We start from the raw sequence: 18,390 nt of genomic DNA on the forward strand, positions 1-18,390 counted from the left end.
TCAGCCGGCGGTCGCGGTCGCGAGGCCGTCGAGTTCGTCCGGGAGGTCGGACCCGAGCTCGTCGGAGCCCGGCTCGGGAGTGGGACCGGCGGCCCCGGGACGGTCGGTCACCGAACCGTCGCCCGGACTGTGGCCGTGCGAGTCGTCGAGTTTTCGGTCGACCTGCTCGCCGATGTAGCGGATCACCACCGCGGCGCACGCGGCGACGGGTACCGCCAGGAACGCGCCGACGATCCCGTACAGCGAACTGCCGCCGGTCACGGCCAGCAGCACGATCGCGGCGTGCAGGTTCATGCTGCGGCTCTGCAGCACCGGCTGCAGCACGTTGCCCTCGAGTTGCTGCACGGCCAGCACGATGATCAGGATGATCAGCGCGGTGGTCCACCCCTTCGCCACCAGCGCCACCAGTACGGCCAGCGCCCCCGCGACGAACGCGCCGACGATCGGGATGAAGCCGCCGAGGAAGGTGAGCACCGCCAGCACCGGGGCCAGCGGTACGCCGAGCACCACCAGGCCGAGGCCGATGAAGAACGCGTCGACGAAACTGACCAGCGCCTGGGTGCGGATGAACCCGCCGAGGGTGTCCCAGATTCGCACGGCCACGGCCTCGAAGTGCCTGCCGGCGCGTCCGCCGCTGACCCCGTGCAGCCACGGCAGGAACCGGGGACCGTCCTTGACGAAGAAGAAGGCGAGGACGAGCACCAGGCCCGTCGTGATCAGCATGGAGCCCGCGGTGGTCACGCCGCTGAACACGCCGCTGGCGATGGACTGGGCGCTGGACTGGAGCTTGGCGGTGATCGCGGCGATCGCCGTGTCGATCTGGTCGTCGCGCAGGTTCACCGGCGGCCCCTTGAGCCAGTTCTGCACCTGGCTCAGGCCCTGGCTGGCCTTGTTCGCCAGTTCGGGAGCCTGGTCGACGACCGACGGCACGATCAGCGCGACGATCCCCGACAGCACGGCGATGAACCCCAGCAGCGTGATCCCGGCGGCCGCCGCGGGCGGCACCCCGCGGCGGGTCATCGCGCGCGTGGGTGGCCACAGCACCGTCGCCACCACGATCGCCATGAGCACCGGCAGCACCACCACCCACAGTTGGCCGAGCACCGTCCACAGCACCCACGCGCCGGCCGCGATCGCGATCAGGCACAGTGACCACTTGGCCAGCCACATGCCGCCGACGCCCAGCACCTCGCCGCGGTCACGGAAGCTGCGGCGCGGCGCGGCGGGTGGTGTCGATGTGGGCTGTTCGCTCACGTTTCGGTCCTTCCTTGGCGGGGGGGATCGGACCGAATCTACCGTGCCGTCTCCTCGTGCGAGAGTAGCCAGCGCTTCGCGGGAAGACCCCAGCGGAAGCCGCCGAGGGCCCCTCCGACCCGCAGGACACGGTGGCAGGGGACGAACAGTGCGGCGGCGTTGCGGGCGCAGGCCGAGGCCGCTCCGCGGACCGCAGCGGGCCTGCCGGACAGCGCGGCGAACTCCGTGTAGGTGACCGGCTCGCCCGCCGGCACCTTCCGCAGCACCTCCCAGGCGGCTACCAGGAACTCACCCGAGTGTTGCCGTACCGCAATGGAATCGATGCAGGTCAGGTCTCCGTCGTGGTAGTCGGCGACGGCGCGGGTCACGGCCCCCAGGTCCGGGCGTGGGGTGAGGGTGGCCGGCCGCAACGTCGGGTGCACCAGGGTGCACAGGCCCTGCGGATCGGCCGTCCAACCCGACGCCAGCACGGCGCCGTCGTCGTCGACGACGGCGGTGAAAGGGCCGATCGGGGTGGCGGTGGTCGCGTAGTGGGCGATCATCGGTGGTCCTCCGTGTCGAGGTCGGTGGCGGGCGGGGATGTGTCCGGATAGGCGCCGCGCGCGGCAAGTGCGCTGCGCCACAGATGCATCGATGCATACGAGCGCCAAGGGGTCCATCGTGTGCCCGCGTCGAGGTCCACCCCGAGTGCGCGGGCACCCTGTCGGACGACGAGGTCGGTGCCGAGCAGGACGTCGGGGTCGGCGAGGGTACGCATCACCACGTAGTCCGCGGTCCATGGGCCGATTCCCTTGTACGAGAGGAGGTCTGCGCGGAGATCGGCGGCGGTGCGGCCGGCGTGCAGTGTGAGGGTGCCCTCGGCCAGCGCCTCGGCCACCCCGACGACGGCGTCGACGCGGGCCGCGGGTCCGGTGAGCACCTCCCCGCCGCGACCCGCGACCGCGGCGGGGCTCGGGAAGACGTGGGTCAGGTGCGGGTCGTCGACCGGGTCTCCGAGTGCCGCCACCAGTCGGGCGGTTTGGGTCGAGGCCGCCGCGAGGGAGATCTGCTGACCGATCATGGTGCGCAGCAGCAACTCTGCGGGGTCGACGTTGCCCGGCACGCGCAGGCCCGGCGCCGCCGCGACGGCCGGGGCGAGTGCGGGGTCGGTGGACAGTGCGCCGTCCACGGCCTCGGGATCGGCGTCGAGGTCGAGCAGGTGTCGCAACCGGGCGACCGCGGGGGCGAGGTCGCGCATGTCCGCGAGCGCGAGGTCGGCCCGGACGTACCCCGGGTGCACGACCGTCGCGACCACCCCGATGCCGTGCGGCAGCCGGAGGGCCCGGCGGTATTCGCCGCCCGACCAGTGTTCTGCCCCGGCGGCGGCGTGCGCGGACAGGAACCAGGCCAGCCAGGTCGGGTCGAGTGGGGCGCGGTAGGGCAGTCGAAGTGAGATCGTGCCGGTCCCGGGTGCCGCGTCGGGAGCACGGCGAGCCGCCTCGGAGCGCATCGTGGACGGCGTCGCGGCGAACACCTCGCGCACCGTGTCGTTGAACTGGCGGATACTCGAGAATCCGGCGGCGAAGGCCACGTCGGACATCGGCATGGCGGTGGTCTGGATCAGGATCCTGGCGGTGTGGGCTCGGTGCGCGCGGGCGAGCGCGAGCGGTCCGGCGCCCAGCTCCGCTGTCAGCGCCCGGGTGAGCTGCCGGGACGAGTAGCCCAGTGAGGCGGAGAGTGAGTCGACGCCGCCGCGCTCGACCGCGCCGTCGGAGATCAGGCGCATCGCGCGGGCAGCGAGGTCGGACCGGACGTTCCACAGGGGTGATCCGGGTGCGGCGTCGGGTAGGCAGCGGCGGCAGGCGCGGTAGCCGGCCTGCTGGGCGGCGGCAGCGGTGGGCAGGAAGGTGACATTGCCCGGCTTGGGGGTGATCGCCGGGCAGGAGGGCCTGCAGTAGATGCCGGTGGTCCGCACGGCCGTGATGAACTGCCCGTCGAAGCGCGCGTCGCGGGACGACACTGCGCGGTAGCAGCGGTCGAAGTCCAGATACGGGGTGGTCACGGACTCCACTGTGGCAGCCGGGCGGGCGGTGCGCTAGCGGGAATCGGACACGGTGGTGCTCGGTGTCAGAAGCGGTCCGCGGCGGCGTCGACCCAGTCGCTGCGCCAGCTCGCCGGCGGGTGGTCGAGCAGCTCGCCGACCTGCAGCCACTCGTAGAGCTCGGCGTAGGTCCGGGTGGTGTGGGCGTCGATCCGCCTGTTGAGCATGGCCGGACGCAGATCGGCGAAGCCGTCCAGTCCCATCGACGCCACCAACTCCTTCGCACTGTTCACCGTCGCGCGCTGGAAGCGGTGGACCCGGGCAGACTTGTCCGGGACGTCGAGTGCCCGCGATCGCTCGGGGTCCTGGGTGGCGACGCCGACGGGGCAGTGGTTGGTGTGGCACGACTGGGCCTGGATGCAGCCGACCGCGAACATCATCGCCCGGGCGGCCAGCGTGAAGTCGGCGCCCTGGACGATCCGCTTGACGATGTCGCTGCCGCTGGCGACCTTGCCGGACGCGCCGATCTTGACCAGGTCGCGCAGTCCCGCGCCGACCAGTGCGTTGTGCACGAGCATCAGACCCTCGGTCAACGGCATGCCCATGTGGTCCTCGTACTCCGAGGGCGCGGCGCCGGTGCCGCCCTCCGCACCGTCGACGATGATGAAGTCGGGGGTGACGCCGCGGTCGATCATGGCCTTGCAGATCCCGAGGAACTCCACTCGCGAGCCGACGCACAGCTTGAATCCGACCGGCTTCCCGCCGGACAGGGTGCGCAGCGTGACGATGAAGTCGATCAGGCCCTCGGGGGTGTCGAACGTGCTGTGCGCGGGCGGCGAGACGACCGTTTGCCCGACCGGCACGCCGCGGGTCTCGGCGATCTCCCGACTGACCTTCGCGCCGGGCAGGACGCCCCCGTGGCCCGGCTTGGCGCCCTGCGAGAGCTTGATCGAGATCGCCTTGACCTGGCCGTCGACGGCCTTGGCGGCGAACGCGTCCGGATCGAAACCGCCCTCGGCGGTGCGGCATCCGAAATAACCGGACCCGATCTCCCAGATCAGGTCGCCACCCCGCTTGCGGTGGTACGGACTGATGCCGCCCTCGCCGGTGTCGTGGGCGAACCCGCCGTGTGCGGCGCCGGCGTTGAGGGCCTCGATCGCGTTGGCGGACAACGATCCGAAGCTCATCGCGGAGACGTTGAGCAACGCGATGTCGTACGGCTGGGTGCAGTCGGGGCCGCCGAGCCGGACGGTCGGAGTCTCCTCGTCGGGGTGTCGTGCGCGCAGCGAGTGGGTGAAGAATTCGTAGCCCGGCGCGTACACGTCGCGCTCGGTACCGAACGGCTCGGCGTCCTTGATGCCCTTCGCTCGCTCGTAGACGAGATCGCGGGTCTCACGGTCGAACGGTGTTCCATCCGTTGATGATTCGATGAAATACTGCTGAATCTCCGGGCGCACCTTCTCGAGCGCGAACCGCGCGTGACCGAGAATCGGATAGTTCCGAAGCAGGCTGTGGCGGCGCTGGGTCAGGTCCCTGGTTCCGACCGCCGCGAGTGCGAGCAGGATGAGTGCTGGCACCCACCAGCCGGCGCCGATGCTGATCGCGAGGGCTGCCGCGGCGAGGCCCGCGGCCCACACTCCAGCAACGATGAGCCATCGAATCACGGTGCACTCCCTTCGATATCCGGCGGCCGGGCGACAGCTCGGCGGCCCCGGGCGAAGGTCCGAGGCCGCCGAGCTGTGAGCGTGACTACGCCGGGATGGTCAGAACCTGACCGACGTTGATCGCATCCGGGTTCGGGATGCCGTTCGCGTCGGCGATGCGCTGGAACTGGTTGCCGTCACCGTAGAAGCGCTGCGCGAGATCCCAGAGGGTGTCGCCGCTCTCGACCGTGTGGGTCTGCGCTGCGGGGGCCGGCGGTGCCTCGGCGGCGGCGGGCTCGACCGGCGCCGGCTCGGGCTCGGGCGCCGCGGCCGGGGTGTCGGTGACGGTGTCCGTCGACCAGACGGCGTTGTCGCCCGCGTACAGCACGACGTTGCGATCGTCCTGCAGGACCAGGCGCACGCCCGAGTTGCCCGACGTCTGGGACGCCCAGACTGCGTCGTTGCCGTCGGTGTACAGGACGAAGTTGCCGTCGTCCTGCAGGTCGGCCTTGGTCACGGACTTGCCCTCGGTCTTGCTCGCCCACACCGCATTTCCGTTCTCGCCGAGGACGAGGTTGCCGTCGTCCTGCAGGGTGAGGGTGTATGCGCCGTTGTCGGAAGTGAGCGACTGTCCGGCCGTGAGGCCCGATCCCGCCTGCAAGGTGTTCGCCACAGTGATTCCCCTTTCGGAGGTACATCGTCGATGGAGCGCATGGATGGGTGATCCGCTTGGCGACCTCATGATTGAAGCCCCCCGCGGACCCCCTGCGAAACATTACGTGGAACTCGTGCGGTCCGCCGCGTGGTTGGTCAGAACCTGAACATAGTCTGGACGACATGACGCGATGGGAAGAGGAACGCGGCGGGGCTCAGTCGCGTGAGTACGTGCGGAGATTCGACGAACTCGCCGAACAGGGCGTCGATCTGCACGGCGAGGCCCGGATGCTCGACGCGGTGATCGGCCGCGCATCCCGCGTGCTCGACGCGGGATGCGGGACCGGGCGAGTCGGGGCGGAACTGGCGAGGCGGGGGCACGCGGTGACGGCCGTCGACCTCGACCCGGTGCTGCTCGAGGTGGCCGCCGCCCAGCCCGGGCTGACCGTCGCGCGCGCCGACCTGTCGGAGCTGGACCTGCCCGGACCCCGGTTCGATGCGATCATCGCCGCCGGCAACGTGATGATCTTTCTCGAACCGGGCACCGAGAGAGCTGTCCTGCAGAGGTTCTCGGATCACCTGGTTCCCGGCGGCGTGTTCGTCACCGGCTTCGCCACGGACTACCGGTACACGGTCGGCGAGTTCGATGCGGACCTCGAGGCGGCGGGGTTCGTGCGGGAGCACCGCTTCGCGACCTGGGACCTGCGGCCGTGGCGCGACGGTGCGGAGTGGGCGGTGACGGTCGCACGCAAGCGAGGGTAGCGGCCGCCTCAGACCCAGCAGGCTATGGCGAGCGGCCCGGCGAACGGAATGAAGGCCAAGGGCGAGCAGGTCAGTGCGGCGCCCAATGGGCCCTGCTGTGGATTGAGGGCTGCGGGCGAAACGGGTGTGGGGACCGGCGATGCCGGTCCGGCGGAGGCGATCGCCGGGCCGAACGCGATCATCGGCACCGTGGCCGCAGCCGCGATCGCTGCACGGAGTCGATTTCTGGTCATGGCTTTCCTCCTGGTGGCGGCTGTGGGGCACCGCGCCGTTCCGGTGGGCCCTCGGATTGCGCTCTACTTATTGTGAGCGCCAGAACAGGGCATGTCACGGCCGTGGGCTACCCGTTTGTATGCCGTAGGTGTGGTCCGCGAGCCGTGAATGCTCCGGCGACACTCTGCTCGGTTAGGGTGCTTGCGCTGAATCCGAAATGATCTTCAGGGGGGACCATGCCCGAGACCGAATTTGAGAGCGCGCCCACGACCGCAGCGGTGCCGTCCTACGGGGCGCCCGCGTACCCGTCCTATCCGCAGCCCGCACAGGGCCCGCAGCCCGTGCAGCCCATGCAGGCCCCGGCCCCGTACGGCGCTCCGGTTCCGGGCGCGGTGCCCGCGCCGCCGCCGTCGAACGCCGGTTGGGCGGCGGCCGCGGTCGTCTTCTTCTGGCCGCTCGCCTTCGCCGCGTTCAACTACTCGGCGTCGGTGTACCCGAAGTGGGCGCTCGGCGACTACCAGGGCGCGCAGCACGCATCGGACCGCACCAAGCAGCTCGGCATGATCGCGCTCGGCATCGCGATCGGGCTGACCGTGCTGTTGGTCCTGTTCTACTTCGTGGTCATCATCGCCGCGATCAACGCGGCGGACAGCGGTTACTGAGCCGCGGTAGGGGAGTTCCGCGGACCGGCGTGCCCACACGGGGAGCGCCGGTCCGTAGACTCTGGAGACCGTGAGCCTTACCCTCGGAATCGTCGGACTGCCCAACGTCGGCAAGTCCACCCTCTTCAACGCCCTGACCAACAACGACGTGCTGGCCGCGAACTACCCGTTCGCGACCATCGAGCCCAACGTCGGCCTGGTCGAGCTGCCCGATCCGCGGCTGGCCAAGCTCGCCGAGATCTTCGGGTCCGAGCGGCTGCTGCCCGCGACTGTGTCCTTCGTCGACATCGCCGGTATCGTCAAGGGCGCCTCCGAGGGCGCGGGCCTGGGCAACAAGTTCCTGGCCAACATCCGCGAGGCCGACGCGATCTGCCAGGTCGTTCGCGTGTTCGCCGACGACGACGTCGTGCACGTCGACGGTCGCGTCGACCCCGCCTCGGACATCGAGGTGATCGAGACCGAGCTCGTCATCGCCGACATGCAGACGCTGGAGAAGGCCCTCCCGCGGCTGGAGAAGGAAGCGAAGAAGAACAAGGAGCTCAAGCCGCTGCACGAGGAGGCGCTCAAGGCTCAGGCGTTCCTCGACGAGGGCAAGACCCTGTTCAGCGTCAAGGACAAGCTCGACTTCGGCCTGCTCCGTGAGCTGAGCCTGCTCACCACCAAGCCGTTCCTCTACGTCTTCAACGCCGACGAGGCCGTGCTCACCGACGAGGCCAAGGTCGCCGAGCTGCGCGCCTCGGTCGCCCCGGCGGACGCGGTGTTTCTCGACGCGAAGGTCGAGCAGGAGCTGCTCGAGCTGGACGAGGAGGACCGTCAGGAGATGCTCGATTCGATCGGTCAGTCCGAGCCCGGCCTGCACGCGCTCGCCCGGACCGGTTTCCACACCCTCGGGCTGCAGACCTACCTGACCGCGGGTCCCAAGGAGTCGCGGGCCTGGACCATCCACAAGGGCGACACCGCCCCGCAGGCGGCCGGCGTCATCCACACCGACTTCGAGCGTGGCTTCATCAAGGCCGAGATCGTGTCCTTCGACGACCTGGTCGCCGCCGGCTCCATGAACGCGGCCAAGGCTGCGGGCAAGGTGCGCATGGAGGGCAAGGACTACGTGATGGTCGACGGTGACGTGGTTGAATTCAGGTTTAATGTCTAATTCGCCTGGTTACGAGCTTTTTCGGGTCATCGGCCGAACAAGTCTCGCATTCCGGTCTTGCATCAGCATGCCGGTGTGAAAAGGCGGTGAATTCAGGCGCTGATTGGAATGGTCTCCATTTGCGCGTAGGAACACGGTCCCCGTTCATCCAAGGCTCTTCTGGGCTGTGGTGACCGTCCTCAGGGGCCAACGATGGCGCAGCACGTGGGCGACCCACCAAGATGTTGGAAGTCTCGGCGCGCGAGCGAGGCCCACGGGCCAGTGATGATCCAGCCTCTGTGAGCACCATCAGCAGGTGGTGGGGCGTTCAAGTTTGTCGCCTGACGATTTTTCGGTCACACGGCGCCCCGGCCCGCAAGCCGGGGCGCCGTCGCATTCTTTTGTCAGAGGCTCACGCTTTACAGTGCGCGCTCCTGCGCGCACTCGCCGTTCACACACCGAAGCCCGTGAAAGGGAGTCCCTAGCAGGCGCGACGTCGCGACCAACAGGTCTTTGTTGAAAGCTCCCGAAGTTGCTCAGTCCGAAACTCTCGGCCAGAGCTCGATCGCACGCTGTGTAATGGCGCCTATTCTTTCGTTTGAATGTTCACTCTTCCAGATTTTCCGGCCAATTGCGCTGACGAGCGGTTTATCTTCGCTATTGATCCAGTTGGTCAACTCAACGCATTTGTCGGCGAATTCCCTGGGAAGCTCAGAATTGACTTCAGGCGGGACAAGGGCAAGATTCCCAATCTTAAATATCCATGTGTTCCGCGGCGTGATTTCCGATCGTCCCTCCAAGCCTTGAAGATGTTCTATGGACAGCTGGCGACTGAGATCCAATCTGGTCGATCCGTAGGACTTTTCGATTCGAGTGAGAATGTGTCTGATCTTGAATGAGTCTTTGGACCGGGTGCGCGAGTAGGCGAGACGACTGACTCCGTCTCTGAATTGAGCGTCTGAGGCATCAATTTTGGACGCGCCGACCGCGAACGATTTCTTGGCCGCTTCGAAATTCGACGTCGATGTGGCGGCCGATACGGAGGAGGCAGCTTGGCGATATAGTCGGCGAATTGTCGAAGTTGAAGGCTTTTGCGCGATACTCCACCGAAACTGGAAGTTCTCGATGACTGTTAAGAACTCAATCAAGGTCTTTCGGTGAATTTTCCTGGTGTCGCGAAAGTATGCGCCCATCAACGAAATCAGTAGAGGGAGCGGTTGATTTGATCCGGCGACCAGGATTCCGTACAATCGGTCGCAGATATCCTCATACTTGTCTCGGCGCCAATCGGTATCAAGCTCCCGCCATGAATCGGGGGAGCCATTACTCGTCAGTGTCTGATTTAGTGCTGAAAGGACCTTCGTATCGAACCGGAGTCCATTGATCAGATCTTGCGCTTCTGCGTCTCGATCAGGTGATGACTCAATTCGATCGGCTATTGATCGTCGCAGTCGAGCCTGTTCAATTGTGTCGGTGGCTGGGTTTCCTGCGTGGTGCCTTGAGTTCCACGCGTAATACAGGACCGAGTCGGGTGTCATCCCTTCGAATGTGAGCTCATCGACCTTCTCGAGGATGTCTGACCACGCGCGTTCGGAACTGTCTTCATCGCCGGAGGCGATCTCCGCGAACAGCAGGTTCTTGACGAGATCCATCACCGTTAGGCTCTTGCCTCGATCGTTCAAAGTTTCGAAAATGGTGAACGCATTCTTGCGATCCTCGACGTTGATGTATACGACTTCTGATTCGAGGATTGCATCGCGAATCGAATCCAGGCACTGAGTCTTGTCCGCCGAGTCGTTCATCACGCCACGTACGAGTGTCTCGAAAATTTCGTATGCCTGTGATTCCAAGGCCTCGCGGTCGTAGCCGGGCGCGCTAGCGCGGTGTTCTTTGTTTAGCAGAATGTTGTCGTTGAGTCGACTCGCCGCGCTGGCGTCCTTATTCTTCAGGCGGTAATTGCGGTCACCATTGCGGTCGTTGTATTCGAGATACTCCTTTATGCCAGTGACGCGAACCGCATTTCCGATCTCCTCGTAAAGATCGCGTAGCACGCTCAATGAGATGACTGCAGTGGTTAGTCGTTGTTGGCCATCGATTACCTCTCGGGGAGCCGAGGTCGTGCCGCTCGTTACCATACTTCCAAGGAAGTGGGGATCGGTGGCATTCGTTATGTCATTCCAGAAGTCGCGAATGTTCTGCGACTCCCACGCATATCGACGTTGGTACCTCGGCACAATGTGTTGCCCCTGTTGAAGTACTTCGCCGAGGGTTCGTTTATGTGCATCGATCTGCAAAGTGCTGCTCCCTGATCTGTCGGTCGGGCAGCCACAAGCAGCTGCCTTGCTGCGTTTGAAAATCCTTGCACTGATGAGTCGTGTCGGGCGACGGCCGATGGATAGCACGGTCCGATCACTCCGCCCGGGAGCTTACCGATATGCCGCGAGATAGATCCTGGACTTCTTGGGAGGAGGCGTTGTTCTGGTTCCGCGGCACCTGGGTGCGCTGTGGGCGTTTGGTAGCGAAGGACGCGAGTGCCGGCGCTCCTGCTGTAGCTGGTGTGGTCCGCGCCGGCCTCAAGATGGGATTCATCATGTGCCAGGCCACACTGCTGGCCAATTGCGTGATGTAGCCACTGGCTCGCCGAAAGGTTCTGCGACCATCGGCACGCGGCGAGTTCCGGACTTGGTTCCAACGGCGTACAGTGACGCATTTTGGCTGCCCTACCGGCCTCGTCATACTGCGCGGCCTCGAATGGTCGGAAAGTCTCCGGTGCGCAGCAATTGCTCTTCCTCTCCGCTCGACCGCTCCACGGCCAACCCATCAATGCGAGAGAGATCGCCGATCCCCATCGGTCGCGGGAATCGCCACGCATCGTCACCTGACCGGCGTGTCCAAAGGGCGGTCTGACATGACGGGTTCGCGGCGCTAACAAGTGACCAGGGAGGATCCCGGCTCGCGGGTTCGCTCAGCAACCGGTCACCCCGTAGTGATCGCCAAGGCGTCGACCTCGTTGGGGGTATCGAGTCCTGCCAGGTACACATGCCAAGCGTTCCGGGCTCGCTCCCGTGCAGGGGCTACTCGTCAGTCTGCCCAGGCAAGCAAACGTTTTGGGATGTGAAAATGCGTCCGCGACGAAATGTTCTATGACCGTCTGCCAGGGGTGGAGTTCCGCTTCAACGCGTAGTGGGGCTAAATTGTCCCCAGGTGGGCGGCTGGCTGTTCAAAGAACATGCTGGTGAGAGTGCATTTCTTGCCGGTTTGTGCGCAGTGCGTGGTCGCCGCGTGTGCGCCCCGAAACACCTCCGATGGGGCTAAGGCGGGGCTAGCGGCAACCTACCCCGAACACGACAACGCCCCGCCACCAGAACGGTGACGGTGCGCTCAAGCGTGGAGCAGAGAAGGCTGGTCCCTCGGCGGCTCCCTCGCGGTCGACGATGGCCACGATGGTCTTGTGTGAGAGCGACATCTGGCGGGCCTACCGGGCCGGCTGCGGCTTCACGACCTGCGGCACACCTGCGCGGCCCTGCTGATCGCGGCAAACGTTCCCGCCAAAGCGATTCAGGTGCACCTGGGGCACAGCTCGTTCAAGATCACGATGGACAACCTACGGCCACCTCTACGAGGACGCCAGCGACGCCGTCAGCAACGCGATGGATGGAGCGTTCGCGGCCCCGAAGCCGGAGCCGGCGAACGTGCGGGCGATCAGGGGTTAGCCCCTGAAGGACAGTGCAGTCTTCTTGACCTCAATCGTGTGATCCTTGCCGAACTCGTGTGCCAGCAAGTACTCCAGTGTGGATTGTCGAAGCTCGATATTCAATCCCGGACCCACGGTTACGGCCTTAATGGATGCTGGATTGAATTCCAGTTCGACATAGGGGATTGGGCCAATCTTGGATGGGCGGAACTTGACTTCGCCGGGGTGTGATACGCATAAACGCATCTCTTGTTCGTTGACGAATCCGTCTTCTTTCTGGAACGGAATAGAACTCTGAACCGCGGCAATGCATGTGATGGAGGCAAGTAGCGGTCGATTCCTATCCCGAACTATTTCTCCAAAGGTGGGGTCACTTTCGAGAAATCTGTATTTTTTCAGATCCACGTCGGGGTCAGAAACGATCTCATGCATACGGGACAGAACCTCGTCCGTGACGTGTCCCACTCCCCAGTCGTACCCAGGCCCATAAGTGACGTTCCCGTGCCTTACGGACCGCTCGTCGTCCTGAGACTCTGCGATACTCTCCGTTAGTTCATCCCTATCGAACGTGATGCAGTATCCCTCTTGTGCGTAGCCTCGCCATTGGCCGAGATCATCGCCAAAATTGGATAGGCAACAAACGAACTGGCCATCCTTTGGGTTACCTCCCTTGCCCTCCAATAGGCCTATTGCAACTTCCAGGGATTTTTCAAGCTCGCTGGCGGATGATTCGTCTGCCGACTCAGCGGTCTTCAGTTTGTCGAAGGAGTTGCGTAGGGCATCGGTTACCCGTTGAAGGCCGAAATCGTACTCAAGGGAGTCGTTCAGGAATTGAATATTCGTCGCCCAGAGTTTCTTCCCTTGAATGATGCCGATGAGTCCAGTTGTGTCTGTGTAGTGGTGGACTTCGCCATCATCCGCAGCCGTGTACGCCTTCTGCATGGCGCCATCGTCTCACGCGGGTCTGACACGCCCCGGTGTAGACGCACCTGTGGGGCTAGAACGGGGCTAACGCGCGCTTCTCAAACCATGAAACCACAGGTAGATCGGTATATTGAGGGACGCACTGGCGTTCCGCTTCAACGTGTAAGCCGACTTCAGGGCGAGGTCATGGCCGCTCGTTGCGCGCGGCCTTCTCGACGATGCCGCCGATTCGATTGGTCTTGGTGGCGGGTTGCTTGGCGAACGCGATCTGGCTGAGCGCGAACTTGCGGACGCTCGGCGGCCACGCGTCCCAGTGGGTACGTGCCTGCGGGTCGGCGTCGAGGGCCGCGGCGAGCTCCGGTGACTCCACCAGTGCCTCGGCGTCGTCGAGCAGGGTCCACAGACCACGCTGTTTGGCGTCGTCGATGACGGACAGTCCGGCCGGCTGCATGCGTCCCTCGGCGAGCAGATCAGTCACGCGTGCCTTGTTGGACGCGGCCCATGCGCTGTTACGTCCGCGTCGGGTGAACCACATGCCCCGCCGGTGCTCGTCGATGGTCCGGGTGTGCCCGTCCACCCATCCCCAGCAGAGCGCCTCCCGGACCGCCTGGTCGTAGTCGAGTGGTGTGTTCCCGGACTCCTTGCGCCAGAACACAAGCCAGATGCCGGCGGATTCGGCGTGATTGTCCCGCAACCACGCGTGGCACTCGTCGAGGGATTCGGGATGCAGGTGTTCGGCGTTCGCGTTGGCCATGGGGCATGGGGCATGGGGCATGGGGCAAGGCTATGCGCTGGCGGTCACGCGACGGCCGGACTCGGTGCCGGGGGCGCGAGACTGTCGTGGATGTGCGGCGTTCGGCAGCCCCGGTCGCGGAGTGCGCGTCCTGGTGACCGCCCGTTCGTCGTCGGTCGCGCTCCCACTCGTCCTACGACAGCCACAGCGGGAGTTCGAATGAATGACCGAACACGTAGCAGGTCATGGGCGGCAGAGGGTGTGGCATGCCCCTGCCGCAGTAGAACCCATCCGCGAGCGACCCGGCAGAGGACGTGTCGGCTGCGGAGGCGGTACCGGCCCCGGTGACAAGACCGGCAGCCACCAGGGCCGTGGCGGCGATGATCGATGCGATACGACGATTCGTGACACGAGGCACGGTTGAATCCTCTCCATCCTGTGACGCCTGGCGACGCTTCCGATTCCTGTGCCGGGAGGGCGATTCCTGCGGACACCGTAGTGCGGTGGCGCGAACGCCGAGCCGGATTCGACTTCGGGTTGATCTGTGGCACTTGACGATTCGTATGACGCTACGCATTTTTCGAGTGCGCCGAGGCGACGATGCTGCCGCGGGACTCGGCACTTCTCGCCGTTGATCCTCGGTCGGGTCGCGCGGTCGAGTCGGTGAGTTTCCGCATCCTCTTGACGCGATGTCAGTAAGTGGTTACTTTCATCGTGTGTCGACAAAGGATCGGATCATCGAAACGGCGTTGCGGCTGTTCGGGGAGCAGGGCTTCGCGCGGACGTCGGTGGCGCAAATCGAGTCCGAAGCGGGACTGACGGGAGGCTCGGGCGCCCTCTATCGGCATTTCCGCTCGAAGAACGCCCTGTTGGTCGCCGCTGTCGCGAGTCGCCTGGAACAGAAGGAGGAGTGGGTCCAGTACCTCGATCCCGACTTCTCGATCGTTCGGATGCTCGACGCCGTGGCGCCGGACGCAAACATGGCCGACCGCCTGACCCTGCTGTGTGGGATCGGGTTGGCCCGGCTCGAACACAATCGCGATGTCACACGAATCCTGTTTCGGGACAACACCATCGACAAGGAGGTTCTCGAGACCTTTCGCCGCGAGGAGTACGAGACGTCGATGCCCGTGTTCACTCGCGGGCTGGCTGAACTCTCGGGCGATGCCGACACCGATTGGCGGCCGGTTGCCGCCGTGCTGATCGGTGCCGTCGCGCACTTCTGGATGATCACCGACATCTTCGAGGGCGAGCATCCAGCCGGGGTCGACGCACAACAGTATCTGCGTGCCACCGCAGAACTCGTCGCCGCACGACTGTCCTGGCCGGGCAGCGGCGACACGCATGCACATCCTCAATCCGCTTCAACACACACTCAATCCGCTTCAACACACAAAGGGAGCCAATTGTGAAGATCGTCGTGGTGGGTGCCGGCTATGCGGGAACGATCGCCGCGAACCGGCTCGCGAAGAAGCTCGAGGACGCCGAAATCACGGTCGTCAACCCGCGGTCCGACTTCGTCGAACGGGTGCGACTGCACCAACAGATCGCCGGAAGTGGTACCGCGGCAACACCGCTGACCGAGATGTTGCGTGAGGGCGTCGCCGTGCATGTGGGCTCGGTCGACAAGATCGGTGACGGCGCCGTGAACCTGGACGACGGCACCAGTATCGGCTTCGACTACCTGATCGTTGCCGTCGGCAGCACGGTCACGCCGCTGCCCGGCGCCGTCCCGGTCGGCACCTGGGAAGGCGCGCAGCAAGCACGCACCGCATTGGCGGACCTGCCCAGCGGCGCCGTCGTCACCGTCGTCGGCGGCGGGCTGACCGGGATCGAGACTGCAACCGAAGTCGCCGAAGCGCGCCCGGACCTGCAGGTGCGGATCGTGGGCGAGACGATCGGTGCGACCCTCTCGCCAGGCGCGCAGCAGCGGGTGCACGCCGGCCTCGAGCGGATGAGCGTGCAAGTCATCGAGGGCGCGGTCAGTGAGGTGCGCACGCCGGACGAGGGCGGCGGTGACACTGTGGTTCTGCGGTCGGGGCAGGCGTTGCACTCCGATCTCACGTTGTGGGCGATCGTCGCGGGTGTGCCGGATCTCGTCGCGAGCAGTGGCCTGGAGGTCGACGCCGAAGGTCGTGCGGTGGTCGACGAGCATCTGCGCAGCGTGACGGACTCACGCATCTTCGTCGTCGGCGACTGTGCGGCCGTTCCGGGTGCGCGTTTCGCCTGTGCCACGGCCACTCCGCAAGGCGCGCACGCAGCGGGCACGCTGATCCGGATGGCCAAGGGACGCAAACTCAAGCGGTTCTCCATGGGCTACACCGGGCAGGCGCTGAGCCTCGGGCGACGTAGCGGCCTGGTGCAGGCCTGTCGGCGGGACGACACCCCTAGGCGAATCTTTGTCGCCGGGCGAGTCGGCGCGGTGAGCAAGGAAGGGATCAACCGCTACGCCAAGTACGGATCGCGCACCGCCAACTACGCGTGGCTCCCGGGCCCGAAGTGACCAGGCGGCAATGGAACCGGCCGGAATGATCGACCATGAAGTAGTGATCGTGGGCGCGGGGTTCTCGGGGATCGGACTCGGTATCGAGCTCCGGAAGGCCGGCATCGCCGACTTCGCGATCCTCGAGGCCGCCGACGACGTCGGGGGCGTGTGGCATCACAACAGGTATCCGGGGGTGGCCGTCGACATTCCCTCGACGACCTACTCGTACTCCTTCGAACCGAACCCGTACTGGTCGAGACTGTTCGCGCCCGGCGACGAGCTCGCCGCCTATGCCAACCATTGCGCCGACAAGTACGACGTCAGTCGCCATGTGCATCCGCGGACCCGCGTCGAGGCCGCCAGATACGACGGTCGGAATCACCGGTGGGTCGTCGACACGAGCAGGGGGATTCTGACGGCCCGCTTCCTCGTGTCGGCGGTGGGGCCGCTCGATCAGCCGAAGTACCCGGATATCCCCGGTCTCGGCACCTTCGACGGCCCCACCGTCCACACCGCGCGCTGGGACACGCACGTCGCGCTGGCCGGTAAACGCATCGGCGTCATCGGGACCGGCGCATCCTCTCTGCAGCTGATACCGGAAATCGCGCCCGCGGCGGAGCGGCTGACGGTGTTCCAGCGGACACCGATCTGGGTGATTCCGAAACCGAACACCGATATCTCCCCGCGGATGCGGGAACTGTTCGCACATGCTCCGGTCACCCAACGGGTGTTGCGCGCCGGCACCTCTCTGCTGGCCGAGTTCGTCATGACCGCGGGCATCGCGTACCACATGCGGGTGCCACTGTTTGTTCGCAGCATGGAGAGAATGTGCCTGCGGCACTTACGCAAGCAAGTGGTGGACCCCGAGGTACGCGCGAAGCTGACGCCGGCGTATGCCCTCGGCTGCAAACGCCCGTCCTTCTCCAACACGTACCTGCCGGCCTTCAACCGCGACAACGTCGAGCTGGTCACCGAACGGATCCTTCGGGTCACCCCGGAGGGAATCGTCACCGCCGTGGCGGACACCGCTGCGGGCACGGTGACCGAGACTCACCGTGAGCTCGATGTCCTAGTGCTGGCAACGGGATTCAAAACCATGCAGCTCGGAGTGGTTCCGCCCTTCCCTGTCCGCGGCACCGCCGGCGTCGATGTAGGGCAATGGTGGGATGAGCACGGCTACCAGACCTACGAGGGCATCTCCACGCCCCTGTTGCCGAACTTTTGGCTCATGAACGGGCCCTGGTCAGCGGCAGGGCCGTCCTGGTTCAGCGTGATCGAGTCCGGGAGCCGCCACATCTCGCGGTGCCTGAACGAGGCTCGCCGCCGCGGCGCAACCCAAGTCGCCGTAAGGCAATCGGCACACGACGCCTACATGCGGAGCATGCGCGCGAAAGCGCGCCACACCGCGTTCGCGCAACCCAGCTGCATCAACTCGAACAGCTACTACTTCGATCGCCACGGCGAAGCCCCCTTCGTTCGCCCCGTCTCGGGGCCCGGCCTCCGCCTCGCCAGCCGCACATTCGACCTCGACCACTACGAATACACTCGATCCGAGCCGGCGAGCTCAACTACCGGTTGATACGCCGGCGATACCCGCGCGTCGAACCCCTGGTTCCAGACACCCTCACCCGACACCGCTTGCAATAACTGAGGCCGACCTGCTCGAGGTCTACTGCCGGCTCACCCGTCGGTAGCGATCCGCCGCGCCTACGGACGGGTTGTATTTCCTCGCCTACACAACGGGAGGCGGGGCGAGTATCGGCTCAGTGCGCAGCAGTGACTGCACGAAGTGGACGTTCCTGGAGTCCTGGCGAGATGATCGCCCGGGCGGCGCCGCGGCCGAACTGGACCCGAGTGGTTCGTGGACGGCGACAACGTCGACGCCATTCTGTCGTTGTCGCCCGGTGGAGGGTTTCGATGCGCGCAGTCGCGCACGCAGCCCTGGCAAGGCGAAACCGCTGTCCGGCAGGCCGGATCTCATCTCGTTGGCGGACTCCGGGACGGCCGGAAAAGGTCTGCCGCGGTCCGGACAGCCTTGTGGTGTCCGGACCGCCGCTCGATTGGGTCAACCGGCGCTCTCTTGCCGAGGTGGCGGGTTGCCTCCGCCGGCCGATTGCTGCGAGCTACCCGCGTGAGACCCGCACGATGCCGTTGAGCGTGCCCTGCACGTAGTCGCCCTCGGCGGTGATCAGACCGGACATCTGGATGGTGTCGTTG

The 18,390-nt window shown here is 65.6% G+C and carries 15 protein-coding genes; 6 read left to right on the forward strand and 9 right to left on the reverse strand.

Going from position 1 to position 18,390, the window contains the following annotated elements; translation table 11 throughout:
- The 5 genes from ACFXGJ_RS12820 to ACFXGJ_RS12840 form a co-directional block, all read right to left on the reverse strand.
- Window positions 1-1,170, reverse strand: coding sequence for an AI-2E family transporter (locus ACFXGJ_RS12820; protein WP_378620039.1), 1,170 nt, complete (start codon window positions 1,168-1,170; stop codon window positions 1-3).
- A gap of 122 nt (window positions 1,171-1,292) precedes the next feature.
- Window positions 1,293-1,796, reverse strand: coding sequence for a methylated-DNA--[protein]-cysteine S-methyltransferase (locus ACFXGJ_RS12825; RefSeq protein WP_378620006.1), 504 nt, complete (start codon window positions 1,794-1,796; stop codon window positions 1,293-1,295).
- Window positions 1,793-3,304 (reverse strand): DNA-3-methyladenine glycosylase 2 family protein, encoded by a 1,512-nt coding sequence (locus ACFXGJ_RS12830; RefSeq protein ID WP_378620009.1) that lies wholly within the window; start codon window positions 3,302-3,304, stop codon window positions 1,793-1,795. The genes ACFXGJ_RS12825 and ACFXGJ_RS12830 overlap by 4 nt, the downstream gene beginning before the upstream one ends.
- A gap of 56 nt (window positions 3,305-3,360) precedes the next feature.
- Window positions 3,361-4,938, reverse strand: coding sequence for an FMN-binding glutamate synthase family protein (locus ACFXGJ_RS12835; protein ID WP_378620011.1), 1,578 nt, complete (start codon window positions 4,936-4,938; stop codon window positions 3,361-3,363).
- 85 nt (window positions 4,939-5,023) lie between these two features.
- Window positions 5,024-5,590 carry a LysM peptidoglycan-binding domain-containing protein gene (locus ACFXGJ_RS12840; RefSeq protein ID WP_378620015.1) on the reverse strand — a complete coding sequence of 189 codons (567 nt, stop codon included), beginning with the start codon at window positions 5,588-5,590 and terminating at the stop codon, window positions 5,024-5,026.
- A 164-nt stretch (window positions 5,591-5,754) separates the two neighbouring features.
- On the opposite strand from ACFXGJ_RS12840, the gene ACFXGJ_RS12845 reads away from it, so the two are divergent.
- On the forward strand, window positions 5,755-6,333 hold the full coding sequence (locus ACFXGJ_RS12845) for a class I SAM-dependent DNA methyltransferase (RefSeq protein ID WP_378620018.1): 579 nt from the start codon (window positions 5,755-5,757) through the stop codon (window positions 6,331-6,333).
- 8 nt (window positions 6,334-6,341) lie between these two features.
- Here ACFXGJ_RS12845 and ACFXGJ_RS12850 read toward each other — a convergent pair whose 3' ends face one another.
- Window positions 6,342-6,566: a hypothetical protein gene (locus tag ACFXGJ_RS12850; RefSeq protein WP_378620020.1), complete on the reverse strand. Its 225-nt coding sequence runs from the start codon at window positions 6,564-6,566 to the stop codon at window positions 6,342-6,344.
- Window positions 6,567-6,782: 216 nt separating this feature from the next.
- On the opposite strand from ACFXGJ_RS12850, the gene ACFXGJ_RS12855 reads away from it, so the two are divergent.
- Both ACFXGJ_RS12855 and ychF read left to right on the forward strand, forming a co-directional pair.
- A complete protein-coding gene (locus ACFXGJ_RS12855) occupies window positions 6,783-7,208 on the forward strand; it encodes a CD225/dispanin family protein (RefSeq protein WP_378620024.1) in 426 nt (141 codons plus the stop codon).
- A gap of 70 nt (window positions 7,209-7,278) precedes the next feature.
- Window positions 7,279-8,358 (forward strand): redox-regulated ATPase YchF, encoded by a 1,080-nt coding sequence (ychF, locus tag ACFXGJ_RS12860; RefSeq protein ID WP_072749559.1) that lies wholly within the window; start codon window positions 7,279-7,281, stop codon window positions 8,356-8,358.
- 515 nt (window positions 8,359-8,873) lie between these two features.
- Here ychF and ACFXGJ_RS12865 read toward each other — a convergent pair.
- The 3 genes from ACFXGJ_RS12865 to ACFXGJ_RS12875 all read right to left on the reverse strand — a co-directional run bounded on the left by ACFXGJ_RS12865 (window position 8,874) and on the right by ACFXGJ_RS12875 (window position 13,709).
- A complete protein-coding gene (locus tag ACFXGJ_RS12865) occupies window positions 8,874-10,739 on the reverse strand; it encodes a DUF262 domain-containing protein (protein ID WP_378620027.1) in 1,866 nt (621 codons plus the stop codon).
- A 1,307-nt stretch (window positions 10,740-12,046) separates the two neighbouring features.
- A complete protein-coding gene (locus ACFXGJ_RS12870; protein ID WP_378620029.1) occupies window positions 12,047-12,973 on the reverse strand; it encodes a DUF2971 domain-containing protein in 927 nt (308 codons plus the stop codon).
- 166 nt (window positions 12,974-13,139) lie between these two features.
- Window positions 13,140-13,709: a YdeI family protein gene (locus ACFXGJ_RS12875; protein ID WP_378620042.1), complete on the reverse strand. Its 570-nt coding sequence runs from the start codon at window positions 13,707-13,709 to the stop codon at window positions 13,140-13,142.
- A gap of 695 nt (window positions 13,710-14,404) precedes the next feature.
- Here ACFXGJ_RS12875 and ACFXGJ_RS12880 point away from each other — a divergent pair.
- The 3 genes from ACFXGJ_RS12880 to ACFXGJ_RS12890 are packed head-to-tail and all read left to right on the forward strand — an operon-like array spanning window position 14,405 to window position 17,752.
- Window positions 14,405-15,100 (forward strand): TetR/AcrR family transcriptional regulator, encoded by a 696-nt coding sequence (locus tag ACFXGJ_RS12880; RefSeq protein WP_378620032.1) that lies wholly within the window; start codon window positions 14,405-14,407, stop codon window positions 15,098-15,100.
- On the forward strand, window positions 15,097-16,191 hold the full coding sequence (locus ACFXGJ_RS12885) for an NAD(P)/FAD-dependent oxidoreductase (protein WP_378620034.1): 1,095 nt from the start codon (window positions 15,097-15,099) through the stop codon (window positions 16,189-16,191). Before ACFXGJ_RS12880 ends, ACFXGJ_RS12885 begins: the two co-directional genes overlap by 4 nt.
- Before the next feature lie 25 nt (window positions 16,192-16,216).
- On the forward strand, window positions 16,217-17,752 hold the full coding sequence (locus ACFXGJ_RS12890; protein WP_378620037.1) for a flavin-containing monooxygenase: 1,536 nt from the start codon (window positions 16,217-16,219) through the stop codon (window positions 17,750-17,752).
- Window positions 17,753-18,390 lie beyond the last annotated feature (638 nt).

The organism is Rhodococcus sp. NPDC059234, from assembly GCF_042754225.1.
In the GTDB taxonomy this organism is placed as follows: Bacteria; Actinomycetota; Actinomycetes; order Mycobacteriales; family Mycobacteriaceae; genus Rhodococcus_G.